Genomic DNA, 16,926 nt, shown 5'->3' on the forward strand with positions numbered 1-16,926 from the left:
ACAAGGCTTCCTCGTTCTCCTCCGCGGCCTCGACCGCTTTCGTCCTCGTCACGCATGTGCAACGCCTCCGCTATGGACGATTCGCTCCAGCACGAACTGAAGGCGCGCCTGTCCCCTCCAATGGTCAATCCGGGGAGCATACACCCATCCACGGGGATTCGGACACTCCGCAAGAAGTTTGGCTGCATTGAATCCGAGGAGAGGCACGCCATCCACCTCCACGGTGACGTGTCTCCCATTGCCTCCGAGGGGACGGACCGATGGAACCCCCTTGTTCTCCGTGTAAAGGAGTGGTCTTGGATTGCCCATGCCGAAAGGCCCCAGCGTTTCCACTTCCCGCCAGGAAGCCATGTCGATCTCCTGGGGAGGAAAGGCGAGCACCTCCAGGAGGTCCTCCTGGATTTCCACTTCGGACAGGCTGTACTCGAGCCTTTCCTCTACGAGACTCCATCTTTCGGGAGCAACGCTGAATCCAGCGGCTTGACGGTGGCCTCCCCACTCAAGAAGATGTTCCTCCACGTCACGAAGAATCGCCACCGCATCCACGCCGCCGGGCACGCGAAGAGTGCCGCGAAGAACCTCGCCCGCCGGCGCGGCAAGCGCAATGGGCCTGCGGAACTGCGAGCAGAGACGGCTTGCCACACTGCTCAGGATTCCCACAGGCCATTCGTTTCCCCGAAGAACATGGCGCTCCTCCGCGGAGATTGCCGTGGAGATCTCGTCCACGAGCCGTCCGGAAAGATACTGACGTTTCCTGTTCAGTTCGACAAGCCGCTCCACCCACTGGAGCGTGTCCTTCTCTCCAAGAAGAACCCGAACGGATACATCCGCGAGATCGAGTCTTCCCGCGGCATTCAGGCAGGGGATGAGCTTCATGGCGAGATCTTCCTCGCCGATACGCTGAAAAACGAGCCCGAGCCGCTCCGCGAGCAGTCTCAGACCCACCCTTCGCCCTTGGCGGATCTGTTCGAGTCCCTCGAAAACGAGAGCACGGTTCAACGGGCCCAGGGAGACACAATCCGCCACAGTAGCCAGTGCCACGAGATCCAGGCGTTCACGAAGCCACCCCTCCGGCGCGAGGGAGTTTCGAAAGAGCCACGCCCAGAGAACTCCCGTGGCGCAGAGCCGTACTCCTTCTTCGTCGCCGTTCGAGGCATGGGGATTGATGAGAACAGCCCCCGCCTCCCGGACCGTGGGACCTTCGGGCAGATGATGATCGAAAACCCACACGGGCACACCGGCGGCGACGACACCCTCCAGGATCTTCCGGTCCCTTGTGCCGCAATCCACGACGAGGAGAAGATCGCACCCCATCTGCAGAATGCGGCCGATCATGTCCTCGTGAATGCCATATCCCTGCAGACGTCGATGCGGAATATAGTAGCGGACGTCCGCTCCATACAAAAGACACAGTTCCACCGCGAGCGACGTGGCGGCAACACCATCGACATCGTAGTCCCCGTAGACGACGACTCGTGCACCCTCGCGAAGCGCGGCACGGAGCCCTTCGCCCCCAGGATCTTCGTTACCGAGGAAAAGTTCCTCCAAAGCGAGCCGAAGGCCCGGACGATGTTTCGCCCGAGCCTTCTCAGAACACCCCAAGCCGCGCATCTGGAGTACACTCGCGAAGATTCGGCTGCATCCAAGAGCAAGGGCGAGGGTCGAAGCGTCTTCTTCAGGATACCTCACCCGGATTTCGTCACCGGCGCAGAGACCGATCACCGTCGCTCCTGCTCCTCGTCGACCTTCATGAAAACATCCTCAAAAGATTGCTCCTCCGGGGCAGCATCCTCAAACGACGCGGGTTTTTCGGGCATTTCCCGTTCCTCGTCCCGTTTTTCCACCTCGCAGGGGACGCCCACCGCAGCACATTCTTCGCTCGTGGGAGTCTCCATGGGAACCTTCTCTTCGGAGGGTACGGGAACACTCGTCGCGACATGCTCCCGCCCGGAGCCCTTCAGGCTCGAAAGAGCGGTGAGCAACGCCGTGCGTTCCTCGGAGAGAGCCTCGTTGCGCTTCTGCAGATCCCGGATCTCCCGCTTCAATCCACCCCGGACCTCCAGAAGCGCGATGAGAGAGACAAACCACATGAGAATGCCTCCGGCCGCGAAGAGAAGAACCTCCCAGATGCCTTGCGGAATCTGACGCTCCCAGATGAGAAAGCGAACGGTCACATCACCGGTATTCTGAAAGGCATATCCGGCCGCCACAAGCATGGCCACCGCAATGGCAAGCGCATAACTCTTCATGTGCATCCCTCCTTGAGACTCGACGCACGGCTTCCAGCCCGACCCGCTCCAATACGACTATAGCACGGTCCGGTCAACCAGCTCCGCCGCAAACCTCTCAGATTTCCGGTTTTCGGAGATTCCACTCACAGAGAAGTGCCCCCGCGACATAGATGGAACTGTAGGTTCCCACCAGAATTCCCGCCAAAAGCGCGAGAGAAAAATCACCGATGACGGGGCCACCCCAGAGAAAGAGCGCCGTTACGGGGAGCAGCGTCGTCAACGATGTGTTGATCGTTCTGGAAAGTGTCTGATTGATGGAAAGGTCGAGAAGATGGACGATCCCCTTCGAGCGAAGCTCTTTCCAGTTCTCACGGACACGGTCGAGAATGACGATGGTGTCGTTCAGTGAATAGCCCACGACGGTGAGAATCGCGGCGATAAAGGTGAGAGAGACCTCTCTCCCAAGGAGGCTGAAAAGTCCCAGGGTGAGAATGGTGTCGTGCAGGAGGGCGGCCACGCTCACGACGGCGAAACGAAACCGGAAACGCACCGTGATGTAGAGGAGAATGCCCACAAGGGCCACCGCAACCGCAACGACGGCCTCCTCGCGGAGCTGTTTTCCCACCACCGGCCCGACTTTTTCGATGCGAAGCACGTTCACTCCGGAATCCTTCTTCTTCATCGCGTCGATGGCGGCCTTCTGGGATGCCTCATCGTCCGCAGCGAGCCGAACGATGACGCCCCTGTCGCTGTAGGCCTGAATGGTCACGTGCTGCTGTCCACCCTCGGCAAGGGTCTCGCGCACCTCTTTGACCGTCACGGGAGAGGCGAACTCAACCTGAACGATGATACCTCCCGTGAAATCGATACCGAGGTTGAGCCCCTTCGTCATCAGCAACACCATACTGCCCAGCAGCAGCAGCGCGCTCAGGGCAAGGGAAATGCGGCGAATTTCCATAAAACGAATTTGCTTTGTTCTCAACGACATCTCCGCTCCTCCTAACCCTCTACTGCTGCAGCCGGACACTTCGGCTGCGCCCAAGGAAGATCTGCAGCAGAGCCCTGGTCACCACGATGGCACTGAAAAGGCTGGCCACGATGCCGATGCTCAGGATCACGGCGAAACCTCGGATGGGTCCGCTGCCGAAGTAGTAGAGCACCGCAGCGGCAATGAGGGTGGTGATGTTCGCATCCATGATGGTCGTGATGGCCTTGCGGAATCCCGCGTCAACGGCGGCAAGAGGTGTTTTCCCCGCTCGCTGCTCCTCCTTGATGCGCTCGTAGATGAGGATATTGCCGTCCACGGCCATACCGATGGTGAGCACGATTCCCGCGATGCCGGGAAGCGTCAGGGTCGCCTTCAAGCTGATGAGCGCCGCGAAGACGAGAAGAACCGCCACGCCCAGGGCCGCATCCGCGGCGATTCCAAGGAATCTGTAGTAGAGCAGCATGAAGAGCACCACCAACGCCGCTCCGATCAACCCCGCACGAAGTCCGGATTCGATGGAATCGCTTCCCAGGGTGGGTCCCACGGAACGGTTTTCGAGAATTTCCACCGGAACGGGAAGTGCACCTGCCCGGAGCATGATGGCGAGGCGCTGTGCTTCCGCAGGGGAGAAACTCCCGGAGATCTGGGCGTCACCGCCGCTGATTCTTTCCTGCACCACCGGCGCGGAAACCACAACTCCGTCGAGGGCGATCGAAAGCTGACGTCCCACGTTGTCCGCCGTGGCCTTGTCGAAAAGTTTCGTTCCTTCGGCGTTGAACTTGATAGTCACCACGGGACGTCCGAGATTGTCGAAAGCGGTCTTGGCATCGAGAAGATCCTTCCCGGTGACGAGGGCCGGCCCGAGCAGATAGGCGACGTTCTTCTCGTCCTTCATGATCGCGAGCGCGTCGTCTCCCTCGGCCTTGGCGGCCATCTCCTGCTGGACGGCGGCAACCTGCTCCGCCGCTTCTTTCCAACGTTCCTCCGCTGCGGCAAAACTCGCATCATCCTCGTAATTCTTCCGTTCCGGCGAAGCGGGAACCCTGGGCGATACGCCCTCCACCGCGCGGAACTCCAGGAGTGCCGTCTTGCCGATCAGTTCGAGGGCCGCCTCGGGATCCTCCACTCCGGGGAGATCGACGATGATACGATCCCGGCCCTCGCGCTGGATGACCGGCTCGGAAACACCATATTGGTCCACACGGTTCCTGAGCACGGCGAGAAGGCGTTCCACACTGTCCTCGGTAACGGGGTTTTCCGGCGTCCCCTTGGCCTGCAGCAGGATGTGGGCGCCCCCCTTCAGATCGAGTCCCAGGCGGATCTTGCCCTGAATGGGAAAGACCGACGCCAGGGCGGCGGCGACCACCAGAACGACGAGCAGCAACCGCCAGCGATCACGTTTCAACATGAAAACACGACCTCCTTAATGCCGTCTTTTTGTAACACTACCTCTCCGCACATGAGAAAAACGGAGCAGGCGCTTCGCACCCACTCCGTGCGGCACATCGAAAAGCGCCTCCTACTGTTCGGAGCCGGTTTCCGGCGCCGTCTCCTGAGGAGCGGTCTCTTCTTCCTTCTTGGGCGCCTTGGCGGCGTCGTTCTCTTCGACAGACCGCTTGTACGAGACGGAACTCTTGAGTAGGCGGGCCTTCACACCATCGGCGATTTCAACAATAAAACTGTCTTCCTTGACGTCCTTGACGACACCGAAGAATCCTCCCGCCGTCACGATCTGATCACCTCTCCGAATGGAGGCCAGCATGTTCTCGTGCTGCTTTTGCTTTTTCTTTTGCGGCCGAATGATCAGAAAGTAAAAAATGACGATAAACAACGCCAGGGGCATGAGCATGCCCAAGAGCCCTCCCTGCGATCCCGCCGGCGCGCCTTCGGCATGGCAGACCCCGGGCCACAGAAGACTCGCAAAGCCAATCAGCATTGCTCGCAACAACACCGCCTCCTCAAAATGTCTTCTCGACATGGAATGCACCCGATTGTACCACGAGCTCCGGTCAGGGGAAAAGAGAAGGTCAGTCGTCATTCGCCTGTTTGAGATAGAAAAGGAGTTTTTCGAGTTCCACTGAAATGTCCACGCTGTAGACGAGGATCCGGTCCGGCACGACAACGGGAATGGGGGCAAAGGTGAGGATTCCTTTCACCGTCTCGCTCTTTGCGATTTTGTCCACGCAGGACTGCGCCACATGAGCGGGAACGGTGAGGATGACCACCTCGACATTCTGCTCCCGAAGCACGTCGGTCATTGTCTCGACGTGGAAGCAGGGGATTCCGCCGACCTCTTTTCCGACCTTCTCCGGATCCACGTCGAAAAGGGCGCAAATGCCGAACTTATCGCTTCGAAGCGCATTGTACCCGAGCAGCGCCTCTCCCAGATGCCCCACCCCCACGAGCGCCATCCGCCACACCCTCGGTGAAGACAGAATGGAACGGATGTGCTCGAAGAGTTTGTCCACGTGATAGCCCACGCCGCGCTTGCCGATTTCTCCGAAGTAGGACAAGTCCTTTCGCACCTGGCTTGCCTTGAAAGCGAGGATTTCGCCGATGTCCTGGGACGAGACGACCTTCCTGCCCTCTTCATGCAGCTGTTCCAGCAACCGATAGTATTGCACGAGACGTTCCACTGTGGGCTCGGCAACCTTCATTTTCTGGTCTCCTCTTCCTTCCTGGATCGGTATCCTCGGAGACGAACTCCTACCCCTTCGCGGCAATGAGTTCGATTTCGATCTTCGCGCCCTTGGGAAGTCCCCGGACTTCCACGAAGGAGCGGGCGGGCGGCTCCGCCTCGAACCAGCGGGCATACACGGCGTTCACGTCCGCAAAATCTCCCAAATCCACGGAGAACACCGTTGTTTTCAACACATTCCGAAAGGAAAGCCCCTGGGATTCCAGAATGGCACCGATGTTCTTCAAGACCTGTTCCGCCTGTTCCGCGGAAGTTTTGCCCACGAGCTGTCCCGTGGCAGGATCAAGCGGAATCTGTCCGGACAGGAAGAGGAGATCCCCCATCCACACCGCCTGGCTGTAAGGCCCGATGGCAGCCGGTGCTTTGTCGGTGCTCACTACACGCTTCATTCGCACATCCTCCTTCGCTGTTCCGAGTCTCTACCGCTTTGTTCAGCCGTTTTTCGCACGGACCACCCGAGAAAGGCCCGCATAAGGCGCCGTGCAGGTCTCGGCGATGCGGAGCAGTTGATTGTATTTTGCCACCCGGTCCATACGGGCGGGCGCACCCGTCTTGATCTGTCCGACCCCCGTAGCGACGGCGAGATCGCTGATGAAGGAGTCGTCGGTCTCCCCGGAACGATGGGAGATCACCACGCCGTAGCCGCTCCAGCGAGCCTTGTCGATGACCTGCAGCGTCTCCGTCACCGTGCCGATCTGATTGAGTTTGACGAGAACGGCGTTGCCGATCTTTTCGGCAATCCCCCGGGAGAACCGCTCCGGATTCGTGACGAAAATATCGTCCCCCACGAGCTGCACTTTTCCGCCGAGACATTCCGTGAGCAGTGCCCATCCCGCCCAGTCCTCCTCGGCCATGCCATCCTCGATGGAGACAAGGGGGTAGGCGTCACACAGATCCTCGTAGTAGGCGACAAGCTGTTCCGGCGTGAACGTTCGTCCCTCTCCGGCAAAGGAATAGACACCGTCTTCAAACAGGTCCGTCACGGCACCGTCCACGGCGAGGGAGATCTGAGCGCCCGGCGAATATCCCGCGGCCTCGATGGCCTCCATGAGAACATCCAATGCCTCTCTGTTAGTACGAAGATTCGGAGCGAACCCGCCTTCGTCACCGATGGAAACACCGTAGCCCTTCTTCTTGAGGATCTTCTTCAGCGTATGGTAGGTCTCCACACCCATGCGAAGCCCCTCGGCGAAACTTTTCGCACCGTGGGGAAGAATCATGAATTCCTGGATATCCAGGGTGTTGTCCGCGTGGGCGCCGCCGTTGACGACGTTCATCATCGGCGTGGGCAGAAGCATGGGCCCCAATCCTCCCAGATAGGCCCACAGGGGAAGGTCGTGGTCCTCCGCAGCGGCCCGCACCGTTGCCATGGAGACGCCGAGAATCGCATTGGCGCCGAGCTTTCCCTTGTTCGCCGTTCCGTCAAGGGCGAGCAGTGCTTTGTCCAAAGCCGCCTGCTCCGCAGGATCCATTCCCACAATTTCGGGAGCGATCTTCTCGTTCACGTGCGCCACAGCTTTGAGCACGCCCTTGCCGAAAAAACGTGCCTCACCGTCACGCAGTTCCGCTGCCTCGAAGGTCCCCGTGGAGGCTCCGGAGGGAACGGCGGCCTTTCCCACAATGCCGTTGTCGAGCCACACCTCCACCTCGACCGTCGGATTGCCCCTCGAGTCGAGGATTTCCCTTCCATGAACACCGACGATGTAACTCATCCGTACACTCCTCCCCCTCCGGGCGGTTGATTTTTCTTTTCCTTCAGACCGGACCGGCCGGCCGGGGTGTTACCAAGGAGATGTCTCCCCGTCAAGGGAACGCTCTTCCAGTACAAGATAAGGCTCGCTCTTCCGCCGCAGAAGCTGCTCGTCATCGCAAAGCACCTCCACGACAAGCAAGCGCCGAGGAAAGGCCACGGCAACCCGTGCACCCTTCCGCACTTCCCCGGAAGGTTTCACGGGACGCCCGTCCACACGAACAGCCCCGAGACGGATCATTTCCTGCGCCACTGTTCGCCGCTTCACCAGGCGTGCGAGCTTGAGATAGATGTCCACTCTCATGATTGCGCCTCCGAGCACGAACCCGAAGCCAGTATAACAGAGAAACGGGTCGTCGACATAGGGAATTCTTTCACTGCTGTCGCAACGAACAGCCGGAATGACATCCGCTCCAACAGCACACGGCGCTCATTCCAGAAAATCGCGCAGCTTTCGACTCCGGCTGGGGTGCCGAAGTTTGCGCAACGCCTTCGCTTCGATCTGACGAATGCGTTCCCGAGTGACACCGAAACGCCTCCCCACTTCTTCGAGCGTATAGGGGTGTCCGTCTTCAAGGCCGAAACGGAGACGTAAAACCTCCCGTTCCCGTTCGGTGAGATCCTCAAGCATGTCATCCAGCTGCTCCCGGAGCAATTGGCTCGCCACAGCCTCTTCCGGACTCGGAAGATCTTTGTCCTCGAGAAAATCTCCGAGCTGACTGTCCTCCTCCTCGCCGATAGGCGTCTCCAGGGAAACAGGTTCCTGCGCGATGCGCTGAATTTCCTCCACCTTCTCGGATTGGATCTCCATCTCCTGGGCGATCTCCTCCGCGGTGGGCTCCCGCCCCAGGCGCTGCACAAGCTGTCTCGACACGCGGATGAGCTTGTTGATGGTCTCTACCATGTGGACGGGAATGCGTATCGTTCTGGCCTGGTCGGCGATGGCCCGCGTGATGGCCTGACGGATCCACCAGGTCGCGTAGGTGCTGAATTTGTATCCCTTCCGGTAATCGAACTTTTCCACCGCACGAATGAGTCCCAGGTTCCCTTCCTGGATCAGGTCGAGGAAGAGCATCCCCCGCCCGATGTATTTCTTGGCGATACTCACGACGAGACGAAGATTCGCCTCCACAAGAGCGCTCTTCCCTCTCGGGTCTCCCGCCTCCACGAGCTTGGCCAGCGTCACTTCCTCGTCAGGCGTCAACAGCGGAATCTTGCCGATCTCCCGCAGGTACATGCGCACGGGATCGGACAGGGGAAGATCCTCGAGAACACCCATGCTCTCTCCCGCCGCCGGAGGGACAAGCTCCTCGTCGGAGACGGATTCATCCTTGCCGCGCTTCGTCTCCTCCTGCACTTCGATCCCGAGAAGCGTGAACTCTTCATAAAGCTTGTCCAGCGTCTCCGGGTTGTTCAGAAACTCCGGAGGAAGCTGTTTTTCGATCTCTTCGAACGTGATGTAGCCGCGCTTCTGTCCTTCCTGAATGAGGGGAAGGAAAAGGAGATAATCCTTCTGCGTCTCTTCGAGAGGCAGTTCCCTCGCGAGCACCGGATCCGGACTCTCGACCACCACAGGTTCGGCGGCGACGGGAACCGGACTGGTCACTTCGTCACCACCGAAGAGGGAAAGATCCTCCGCGAGAGGTTCCTCAAGAAAGAGTTCATCCCCCTCAGGTAGCGAAATGTCCTCCCCGTCCTCGCCGGCAAAAGAAACCTCGACGGAAGAGGACGCATCCCCATCCAGGGCTTCCGCAGGAGCGCCTTCGCCGTCGGACAGTGTCAAGGGAATCTCCATCGGCTCCCCTTCCGGAGAGACCTCCCCCTGCTTTTTCCGGTCGCTCCGCTTCGCACGCTTCTGTGTTTTCTCCGATGCCATTTCTTCATTCCGTGCAGTTGCAGACGATTGGGAGAGCGCCCTCGCCCCCTCCGTCTCTCTCCCGGCGCCATCAATCGGCTTCACCGGGGATGCGTCCGCCTTTTCGGCATCACGACTCCCGGAAATGTCCATACTCTCGGAGAACCCGGAGGGCGCGCCTTCTCCTTCGATGCTCTTTTTCTTCCGTTTCTTTTTCACGTCGGCTCCGTTCCGCCTTTCCTGAGGAGTTTGGTCGTATCGCGTCGCTTCCTCCGCCGGGACGTTTTTTTCCGCGTCGCCATCTTCTCTTTTCTTTCTCTGTTCAGTCACGCCGAATCCTTGCCCCCCTTCAGCTTCTGCGCAAGGTCCCGTAACGCCAAAAGATCCTCGTCGGTCGCTTCTCCACGACGACATTTGAGCTGCAGGGCTTCATATTGCCGTTTTCTGTTTCTCGCCTCAAGGAGGCCCACAACCGTTTTCCACGCATCCTTCTCTTCGAGACGGGCACACCATTCTCCTCCGAAAGCCACCACGCGAAGGGGATAGGTTTCGCCGATGACATGCCATCGCGCCTCCAGTTCTTCCGGGACCTCTCCGGAAAGAAGCGCCATGACAATATGGCGAAGCCGCTCTTCCGAAAAGAGGGGAAGCATGCCCTCCGGGGAGGCGCTGCGCCGACGGCTCGCGTCCGTCCACAGGAGAAAGAGCAACGCGGCTTCCACCGGATCCGCCGCTTCCTCTTCTTTCCCTCCAGTTATAGATACGCCGGAAAGGGAGGATTTCCCTTGTTCCGGCTGGGAAAGGACTTTTCTCTCTCTTTCGACGAGTTCGACGAGTTGATGCGCAAAAAGACCGAAGGCAGCGGCGACCTCCGGCACAAAGGGAGCAAGGTCAAGGGAAGAGAGCTGCGCAACACCGCTGAGGATATCTCTGGTGGCCTGTTCTCTTTGCGTCGGATCACGCAGGGCGTCTCTCCGCAGGAAAAGATGATGTCGCACGAGAGGCATCGCCTCGTCGAGGCAGGCGGCAAAACGGGCGGAGCCTCCGGGAGCGGAGAGAAACTCATCGGGGTCCTTCGCCTCGGGCAGAGAGACCACCCTCACATCCAATCCACGGCTCTGCAGCACATACATGCCTCGCACCGCAGCTTCCTGCCCTGCCGCGTCCGCGTCGAAACAGATATAACAGCGCGGCGCGAATCGCTTGACGAGATCCGCCTGTTCGGAAGTGAGTGCAGTACCGAGAGACGCCACGGCCTCACCGAATCCCTCCATGTGGAGCCGAAGAGCATCCATGTAGCCTTCCACGAGAATTGCTCGTCCCCGGGCACGCATGAACTGTTTGGCCCGGTGCAGCAGATAGAGACACTCCCGCTTCCGAAAGAGGACCCCCTCCGGACTGTTGAGATATTTCGCGCCTTCTCCGTCCACAAGCCGTCCGCCGAAGGCGATGATGCGCCCCGACACGTCCGCGATGGGAAAGATGACCCGACCGCGGAAGCGATCGTAGAGTCCTCTGTTGCCTTCGACGACCACGCCGCAGGCGAGGGCATCCTTCTCGTCGACGTTCCGGCTCCGCAGATGTCGCCACAGGGAATCCCAGCCGGAGGGTGCCCACCCCAGACCGAACTCCTTCCAGAAGTGCTCCGGAACATTTCTTTTCGCCAGATAGTGTCTTCCGGAAATTCCCCCCGGCCCCGAAAGGCTCTCCGAGAAAAATTCCTGTGCCAGTGCCGAAACGCTCCGCACATCGCCTCCGGAAGCACCTTTCCGTACCGGCTCGAGAGAAACCCCGGCCCGGGAAGCCAACAGTTCCAGGGCCTGGGAAAACGAGATGCCTTCCGTCTCCATGACGAAAGAAAAAATGTCCCCACCCCGCCCGCAGCCGAAGCAATGGTAGGTCTGCCGTTCGGGCGAAACGGTGAAGGAGGGCGTCTTCTCACCGTGAAAGGGACAGAGCCCCTTGAAGCTCCGTCCCACTTTTTTCAGGGGAACGTAATCGCCGATGACCTCGACGATATCCAGCCGCTCCTTTATCCACCGCACATGGTCGGCATGCATGACTCGCGCTCCTCCGGACAAACAGACGGGGGGAGGAGCGGACGCTCTTCCCCCCTGTGAAAAACGGGGGCGATGCCCCCCTACGGGCTTTTACCTTGAAGGGTGATCAGACGAAGAGCGGTGCGAGCACCAGGGCCACCACGGACATGAGCTTAATGAGAATGTTCAGGCTCGGCCCCGCGGTATCCTTGAAAGGATCGCCCACGGTATCTCCCACCACCGCCGCGGCGTGGGGAGCGCTCCCCTTTCCGCCGTGGTTGCCCTCTTCGATGTACTTCTTCGCGTTATCCCAGGCACCGCCCGCATTGGACATGAAGATGGCGAGCATCACCCCCGTAACGATGGAGCCGCCCAACAACCCGCCGAGGGCCTGCGCTCCGAGGATATATCCCACGAGGACCGGGGAAATCACCGCGAGAAGTCCCGGGAATATCATCTCCCGAAGGGACGCGGCAGTGGAGATGTCCACACACCGTTCGTACTGAGGCTCTCCGGTCCCTTCCATGAGGCCGGGAATTTCCCGGAACTGGCGTCGCACTTCGTCGATCATCTTCTCCGCCGCACGTCCCACCGCCTGGATGGAAAGGGCGCTGAAGAAGAAGGGGAGCATGCCGCCCAGGAAAAGACCGACCATGACCCGAGGATCCTTGAGATCGATGACGCTCAGGTTCACCGCCGTGGCGTAGGCCGCGAAGAGCGCCAGCGCAGTGAGCGCCGCCGAGCCGATGGCGAGTCCCTTGCCGATGGCGGCGGTGGTGTTCCCCACCGCGTCGAGGCGATCCGTGATCTTCCGGACTTCCTTGGGAAGGTGACTCATTTCGGCGATGCCCCCGGCGTTGTCCGCGATGGGGCCGTATCCGTCCACGGAAAGGGTCATGCCCACCGTGGAGAGCATGCCCACCGCCGCACAGGCGATGCCGTAGAGCCCGCCGAATTTCACTCCCACAAGAATGGCTGCACAGATGAGAATCACGGGGATCATGGTGGACTTCATGCCCACACCGATGCCAGAGAGAATATTCGTGGCAGCGCCCGTCTCGGAGGCATGGGCGATCTCCTTCACGGATTTGAACGACGAGGAGGTGTAGATCTCCGTCACGTAGCCGATGAGCACACCCGAGAGCACTCCCGCCACCACGGCGAAGAAGAGCGTGTTGTCCCCGTCGAAGACACTGCGGGTGAGGAAGAAGGAACCGGCAATCATGAAAACCCCCGTGGAGATGATGCCCATACGCAGCGCCATCTGGGGATCGCCCCCTTCCTTAACCCGAACGAAGAAGGTGCCGAGCACGGCGGAGACGATGCCCAGGGCGGCAAGAAGAAGCGGATAGGCGACGCCCCTGTCTCCGAAGGCCGCGAGGCCGATGGCCATGGCGGCGATGATGGAGTTCACGTAAGACTCGAAGAGATCGGCCCCCATGCCGGCGATGTCTCCCACGTTGTCCCCCACGTTGTCCGCGATGACCGCGGGATTGCGGGGATCGTCCTCGGGAATTCCCGCCTCCACCTTGCCCACCAGGTCCGCTCCCACATCGGCGGCTTTGGTGTAGATGCCGCCCCCCACGCGGGCGAAAAGCGCGATGGAACTGGCACCGAACCCGAAGCCCGTGATGACGTTGGGATCACGAAAGAGTAGATAGGAGGCGACAACACCGAGGATACCGATACCCACCACGGACATGCCCATCACGGTGCCGCCCGTGAAAGCGATGCGCAGAGCACTGTTCATACCTTCCGTCGCGGCGAAGGCAGTCTTTCCGTTCGCCTTCGTGGCGATCCGCATGCCGAGGAACCCCGCCAGGGCACTGCAGAGCGCGCCGAAGGCAAAAGAGACTGCGGAAGCCGCACCGATCTTGAACCAGAGAAGCGCCGCCACAACCACGACGAAAGGCGCGAGCCAGCGGTATTCACGGAAGAGAAACGCCATGGCGCCCTTTTGGATGATGCCGGACAACTCCTCCACCCGCGCGTTCGTCACGGAAAACGCCGTGATCTTTCCCATGGAGATGACCGCATAGAGCAACGCCAACGCCCCGGCACCTCCGACAATCCAGTACAACTGCATTCCAAACGACCTCCTTAAGAAGTGATGAACGCGATTTTCGGCGGCATGCGGTGCACGCCGCCGAAGTGCCCACCATTATAGACAGCAGAAGTGCGGGGCACAAGGGAAAATTCCGAAAAACAACGCCCTTTTTTGCCGCACTACGCTTCCGGTATCCTTTCCAGTCGCTCTCCGTCCTCGTGGGCTTCCGCGTCCTTTTCCGGAGGCACCGCGAGAAGAACTCCCCTGTGGAAGTCGGCCCCTCCCTTCAGAGAGCGCAGCATGCCCTCCAGTGCACCACGGATGAATTCCGCCACAAAGGATTTCAGGGCAAGCCGGGAAGAACCCACATAGAGCTCAAGCGGAGCGCGCCCCCTCAGAACCAAATTCTCCACCATCGCGGCAAGGGGTGCCTCCTCGCCACGGGTAAAGCGGAGTACTGCGCCGCCGGGAGACGCATCTTCCCCCTGACGGGAGGACGCCTTCGCACATTCCGCTGCCGCGTCACCGGAATTTCCTCCGTAGAACGCGATGATTCCCTTCACGTCTTCGGGAACCGTCTCGGGGGCCCCCACCCAGATGCGCGGAAGAGTGAGATGCTTGCCGCCTTCCAGAAGGACCAGGTCGAAACCGGGAAAGAAACGGCTCGTCATCTCCGCAAGAATCTCCCCTTCGGAAAGAGGCGAGAATGCCACCCCGGAGGAGGCGTGACGAACGTTTCCGAGCTCGACACGGAGACCATCCTCTCCCCACCATACGGAAGGAAATCCGGCCTCGACGAATTTTCCCGTATCCGTTCCGGGGTTGCTGCACACCCGATGAGATCCGTGTTTTACATACGCACACCGCAGCCCCTTCCGCCGGAGACATTCCAAAAGCACTCCACAGAGCGTGGTCTTTCCGGAGTTCTTCAGTCCGCTCACTGCAAGGACGAAGGGCATGGAATCCACTCCTTTCCGCTCCGCACCGACACGGCTTGTTACGCGTCGGAAGCTTCCTCGGGTCCGTTCCGCCACATGCCGGAACGGGAAGCGAGCGCGGCAGCCACGCCGGCGCCGACACCGTTGTCGATATTCACCACCACGACCCCGCTGCTGCAGGCATTGAGCATGGCCAGAAGCGGTGCGAGGCCGCCGAAGGACGCCCCATATCCCACCGACGTGGGCACGGCCACGACGAGGCATCCCACAAGTCCCGCCACAACGCTCGGAAGCGCCCCGTCCATACCGGCCACGACAACGAGGGCATCCGCTTTCCGCAGTTCCGGAAGCACATCGAGAAGACGATGCAGGCCCGCGACACCCACGTCGAAATAACGCCCCACCCGGCACCCCGCAAAGGCGGCGACCAGAGCAGCCTCCTCAGCGACAGGCACATCCCCGGCACCGGCGCTCACCACCGCGACGGAGGTCCCGCGGAAGCGAGGCTCCTCCACCTGAAAAACGCCCATCCGTGGAAGAGAATGATAGACCAGACCGTCCAGCTCGCGTGCCACGATCTCCGCCTGTTCAGGGGTCATGCGGCTGAACAGCGTGTTTCCGGGGCGCTCCCGAAGAAGTGCGGCAATGTCCCGAAGCTGATCCGGAGACTTCCCCTGACAGAGAATGATCTCTCCGATACCGCGCCGGACACTGCGATGCCCGTCGAGGCGGACATCACCCCGCTCGGCGTAGGGCAAACCGGCGATGAATTCAACCACGTCATCCAGGGTCTCTTTCCCCTCCGCGAAGGCGCGCAAACGCCTCCGGAGCGCTTCGGCATACTCCACCGGACTACTCCCACTCGATGGTCGCGGGAGGCTTCCCCGTCACGTCCATCACAACCCGGTTGATGCCTGGAATTTCGTTGCAGATCCGTCGCGATACCGTATCCACCAGATCCTCCGGCAGGCGGTACCAGTCGGCGGTCATGCCGTCCTGGGCCTCAACGGCACGGAGCACCGCCACCTCCGCGTAGGTACGGACATCTCCCATGACGCCCACACTGCGCACAGGAAGAAGAACGCAGAAGGCCTGCCAGATCTTCCGATAGAGGCCGGCATCCCGAATGGCTTCAAGGAAGATCGCATCGGCCCTGCGCAACACATCCAGTCTTTCCGGCGTGATCTCGCCGAGACAGCGTACAGCGAGCCCAGGCCCCGGAAAGGGATGCCGTTCGAGAATGCGCTCCGGAAGTCCCAGCAGAGCACCGATCTTCCGCACCTCGTCCTTGAAGAGATCCCGAAGCGGTTCGAGCACGGCGAGGCGCATCATCTCGGGCAGTCCGCCCACATTGTGATGGGTCTTGATCACCGCCGCTCCCTTGCCTTTGTGGCCGCTCTCGATCACATCGGGATAAAGCGTTCCCTGAAGGAGCCACTCCGCACCACCGACTTCCTCTGCTTTTTCCTCGAAGACGCGGACGAAGACTTCTCCGATGATCTTTCGTTTTCGCTCCGGCTCGACGACTCCCGCGAGGGCATCGAGAAAACGGGCCGAGGCATCGGCGAAGTGGACCTTCAACCCCAGCGTCTCGTACGCTTCGAGCACCTCCGCCGCCTCGTTCCACCGCAGAAGGCCGTTGTCCACGAAAATACATTCGAGCCGGTCTCCGATGGCACGGCTCGTCAGAAGCGCCGCCACACTTGAATCCACTCCTCCGGAAAGACCGCAGACCACTCGGCTGTTCCCGACCCTTTTCCGGATCTCCTCCGTCATGGAGGTGATCCATTCGCCGAGGTCCCAGGTGGGCTCGCAGCGACAGACCTTGAAAAGGAAATTGCTCAGCATCTCCCGTCCTCCCGCGGTGTGCACCACTTCGGGATGAAACTGAATGGCGTAGATCCCCTTCTCAGGAAGGGCAAACCCTGCGGGAATTCCGGACTCGCTCTGTGCAATGATTGCGGCATTCAACGGAAGTTCCGCCACCTGGTCCCAGTGGCTCATCCACACCGTAAGCTCTCCGGAAAGGCCATCGAAAAGGGTGCTCTCCCGAAGACGCACCCGGGTTCGCCCGTACTCCGCCCTGGACCCTTTCTCCACCCTGCCTCCGAGACGCTGGGCGAGGACCTGCATGCCGTAGCAGATGCCAAGAATCGGAATCCCGCTCTCCAGGAGCCTCGGATCCATGGACGGCGCCTCTTCGTCTCGGACGCTGGACGGCCCCCCCGAAAGAATGATGCCCCTGGGGGATTCGGAAAGGAGCGTCGTCACATCCGCATCCCAGGGAAGGATTTCGCTGTAGACCTTCATCTCCCGCACGCGCCGGGCAATGAGCTGCGTGTACTGAGACCCGTAATCCAACACGATGATGGTGTCTGAT

At 60.4% G+C, this 16,926-nt stretch carries 15 protein-coding genes; all 15 read right to left on the bottom strand.

Annotation, left to right across the window (positions count from 1 at the left end; all coding sequences use genetic code 11):
* Positions 1 to 48: 48 nt before the first annotated feature.
* Positions 49 to 1,722 carry a DHH family phosphoesterase gene (locus tag Q1K49_RS11230; protein ID WP_300526028.1) on the bottom strand — a complete coding sequence of 558 codons (1,674 nt, stop codon included), beginning with the start codon at positions 1,720 to 1,722 and terminating at the stop codon, positions 49 to 51.
* A complete protein-coding gene (locus Q1K49_RS11235; protein ID WP_300526029.1) occupies positions 1,719 to 2,249 on the bottom strand; it encodes a lipopolysaccharide assembly LapA domain-containing protein in 531 nt (176 codons plus the stop codon). Before Q1K49_RS11235 ends, Q1K49_RS11230 begins: the two co-directional genes overlap by 4 nt.
* A 97-nt stretch (positions 2,250 to 2,346) precedes the next feature.
* Entirely contained in the window at positions 2,347 to 3,219 is an 873-nt protein-coding gene (gene secF, locus Q1K49_RS11240) for a protein translocase subunit SecF (RefSeq protein ID WP_300526031.1), read from the bottom strand.
* 19 nt (positions 3,220 to 3,238) lie between these two features.
* Positions 3,239 to 4,627 carry a protein translocase subunit SecD gene (gene secD, locus Q1K49_RS11245; protein ID WP_300526033.1) on the bottom strand — a complete coding sequence of 463 codons (1,389 nt, stop codon included), beginning with the start codon at positions 4,625 to 4,627 and terminating at the stop codon, positions 3,239 to 3,241.
* 111 nt (positions 4,628 to 4,738) lie between these two features.
* Positions 4,739 to 5,068: a preprotein translocase subunit YajC gene (gene yajC / locus Q1K49_RS11250; protein ID WP_300526034.1), complete on the bottom strand. Its 330-nt coding sequence runs from the start codon at positions 5,066 to 5,068 to the stop codon at positions 4,739 to 4,741.
* Between the two features lie 178 nt (positions 5,069 to 5,246).
* Positions 5,247 to 5,876 (bottom strand): redox-sensing transcriptional repressor Rex, encoded by a 630-nt coding sequence (locus tag Q1K49_RS11255; protein ID WP_300526036.1) that lies wholly within the window; start codon positions 5,874 to 5,876, stop codon positions 5,247 to 5,249.
* A 49-nt stretch (positions 5,877 to 5,925) separates the two neighbouring features.
* On the bottom strand, positions 5,926 to 6,306 hold the full coding sequence (locus Q1K49_RS11260; RefSeq protein WP_300526038.1) for a RidA family protein: 381 nt from the start codon (positions 6,304 to 6,306) through the stop codon (positions 5,926 to 5,928).
* A gap of 42 nt (positions 6,307 to 6,348) precedes the next feature.
* Positions 6,349 to 7,629, bottom strand: coding sequence for a phosphopyruvate hydratase (gene eno / locus Q1K49_RS11265; RefSeq protein WP_300526039.1), 1,281 nt, complete (start codon positions 7,627 to 7,629; stop codon positions 6,349 to 6,351).
* Positions 7,630 to 7,698: 69 nt separating this feature from the next.
* A complete protein-coding gene (locus Q1K49_RS11270; protein WP_300526041.1) occupies positions 7,699 to 7,971 on the bottom strand; it encodes a S4 domain-containing protein in 273 nt (90 codons plus the stop codon).
* A 126-nt stretch (positions 7,972 to 8,097) separates the two neighbouring features.
* Positions 8,098 to 9,462 carry an RNA polymerase sigma factor RpoD gene (gene rpoD / locus Q1K49_RS11275; protein WP_300526043.1) on the bottom strand — a complete coding sequence of 455 codons (1,365 nt, stop codon included), beginning with the start codon at positions 9,460 to 9,462 and terminating at the stop codon, positions 8,098 to 8,100.
* 386 nt (positions 9,463 to 9,848) lie between these two features.
* The gene (gene dnaG, locus Q1K49_RS11280) at positions 9,849 to 11,582 is read right to left on the bottom strand and encodes a DNA primase (RefSeq protein WP_300526044.1); all 1,734 of its coding nucleotides are present in this window, start codon (positions 11,580 to 11,582) and stop codon (positions 9,849 to 9,851) included.
* A gap of 106 nt (positions 11,583 to 11,688) precedes the next feature.
* Positions 11,689 to 13,647, bottom strand: a complete 1,959-nt coding sequence (locus Q1K49_RS11285) for a sodium-translocating pyrophosphatase (protein WP_300526046.1) — start codon at positions 13,645 to 13,647, stop codon at positions 11,689 to 11,691.
* Between the two features lie 140 nt (positions 13,648 to 13,787).
* Entirely contained in the window at positions 13,788 to 14,567 is a 780-nt protein-coding gene (locus tag Q1K49_RS11290; protein WP_300526048.1) for a molybdopterin-guanine dinucleotide biosynthesis protein MobB, read from the bottom strand.
* Between the two features lie 38 nt (positions 14,568 to 14,605).
* Complete coding sequence (larB, locus tag Q1K49_RS11295; RefSeq protein ID WP_300526050.1) at positions 14,606 to 15,394, bottom strand: nickel pincer cofactor biosynthesis protein LarB; 789 nt, start codon at positions 15,392 to 15,394, stop codon at positions 14,606 to 14,608.
* A gap of 4 nt (positions 15,395 to 15,398) precedes the next feature.
* On the bottom strand, positions 15,399 to 16,926 hold a 1,528-nt coding region (gene guaA, locus Q1K49_RS11300; protein ID WP_300526051.1), incomplete at its 5' end, for a glutamine-hydrolyzing GMP synthase.

Origin of the sequence: Aminiphilus sp. (assembly GCF_029975095.1) — a bacterium.
GTDB lineage: Bacteria > Synergistota > Synergistia > Synergistales > Aminiphilaceae > Aminiphilus.

What these genes read in the sequence shown, in the direction of transcription:
- Q1K49_RS11255 (WP_300526036.1), bottom strand. Translation starts at nt 5,876, where the DNA reads ATGAAGGTTGCCGAGCCCACAGTGGAACGTCTCGTGCAATACTATCGG.
- Q1K49_RS11235 (WP_300526029.1), bottom strand. Translation starts at nt 2,249, where the DNA reads ATGAAGAGTTATGCGCTTGCCATTGCGGTGGCCATGCTTGTGGCGGCC.
- eno (WP_300526039.1), bottom strand. Translation starts at nt 7,629, where the DNA reads ATGAGTTACATCGTCGGTGTTCATGGAAGGGAAATCCTCGACTCGAGG.
- Q1K49_RS11285 (WP_300526046.1), bottom strand. Translation starts at nt 13,647, where the DNA reads ATGCAGTTGTACTGGATTGTCGGAGGTGCCGGGGCGTTGGCGTTGCTC.
- Q1K49_RS11260 (WP_300526038.1), bottom strand. Translation starts at nt 6,306, where the DNA reads ATGAAGCGTGTAGTGAGCACCGACAAAGCACCGGCTGCCATCGGGCCT.
- rpoD (WP_300526043.1), bottom strand. Translation starts at nt 9,462, where the DNA reads ATGGAGATTCCCTTGACACTGTCCGACGGCGAAGGCGCTCCTGCGGAA.
- yajC (WP_300526034.1), bottom strand. Translation starts at nt 5,068, where the DNA reads ATGCTCATGCCCCTGGCGTTGTTTATCGTCATTTTTTACTTTCTGATC.
- Q1K49_RS11290 (WP_300526048.1), bottom strand. Translation starts at nt 14,567, where the DNA reads ATGCCCTTCGTCCTTGCAGTGAGCGGACTGAAGAACTCCGGAAAGACC.
- dnaG (WP_300526044.1), bottom strand. Translation starts at nt 11,582, where the DNA reads ATGCATGCCGACCATGTGCGGTGGATAAAGGAGCGGCTGGATATCGTC.
- secF (WP_300526031.1), bottom strand. Translation starts at nt 3,219, where the DNA reads ATGTCGTTGAGAACAAAGCAAATTCGTTTTATGGAAATTCGCCGCATT.
- secD (WP_300526033.1), bottom strand. Translation starts at nt 4,627, where the DNA reads ATGTTGAAACGTGATCGCTGGCGGTTGCTGCTCGTCGTTCTGGTGGTC.
- Q1K49_RS11270 (WP_300526041.1), bottom strand. Translation starts at nt 7,971, where the DNA reads ATGAGAGTGGACATCTATCTCAAGCTCGCACGCCTGGTGAAGCGGCGA.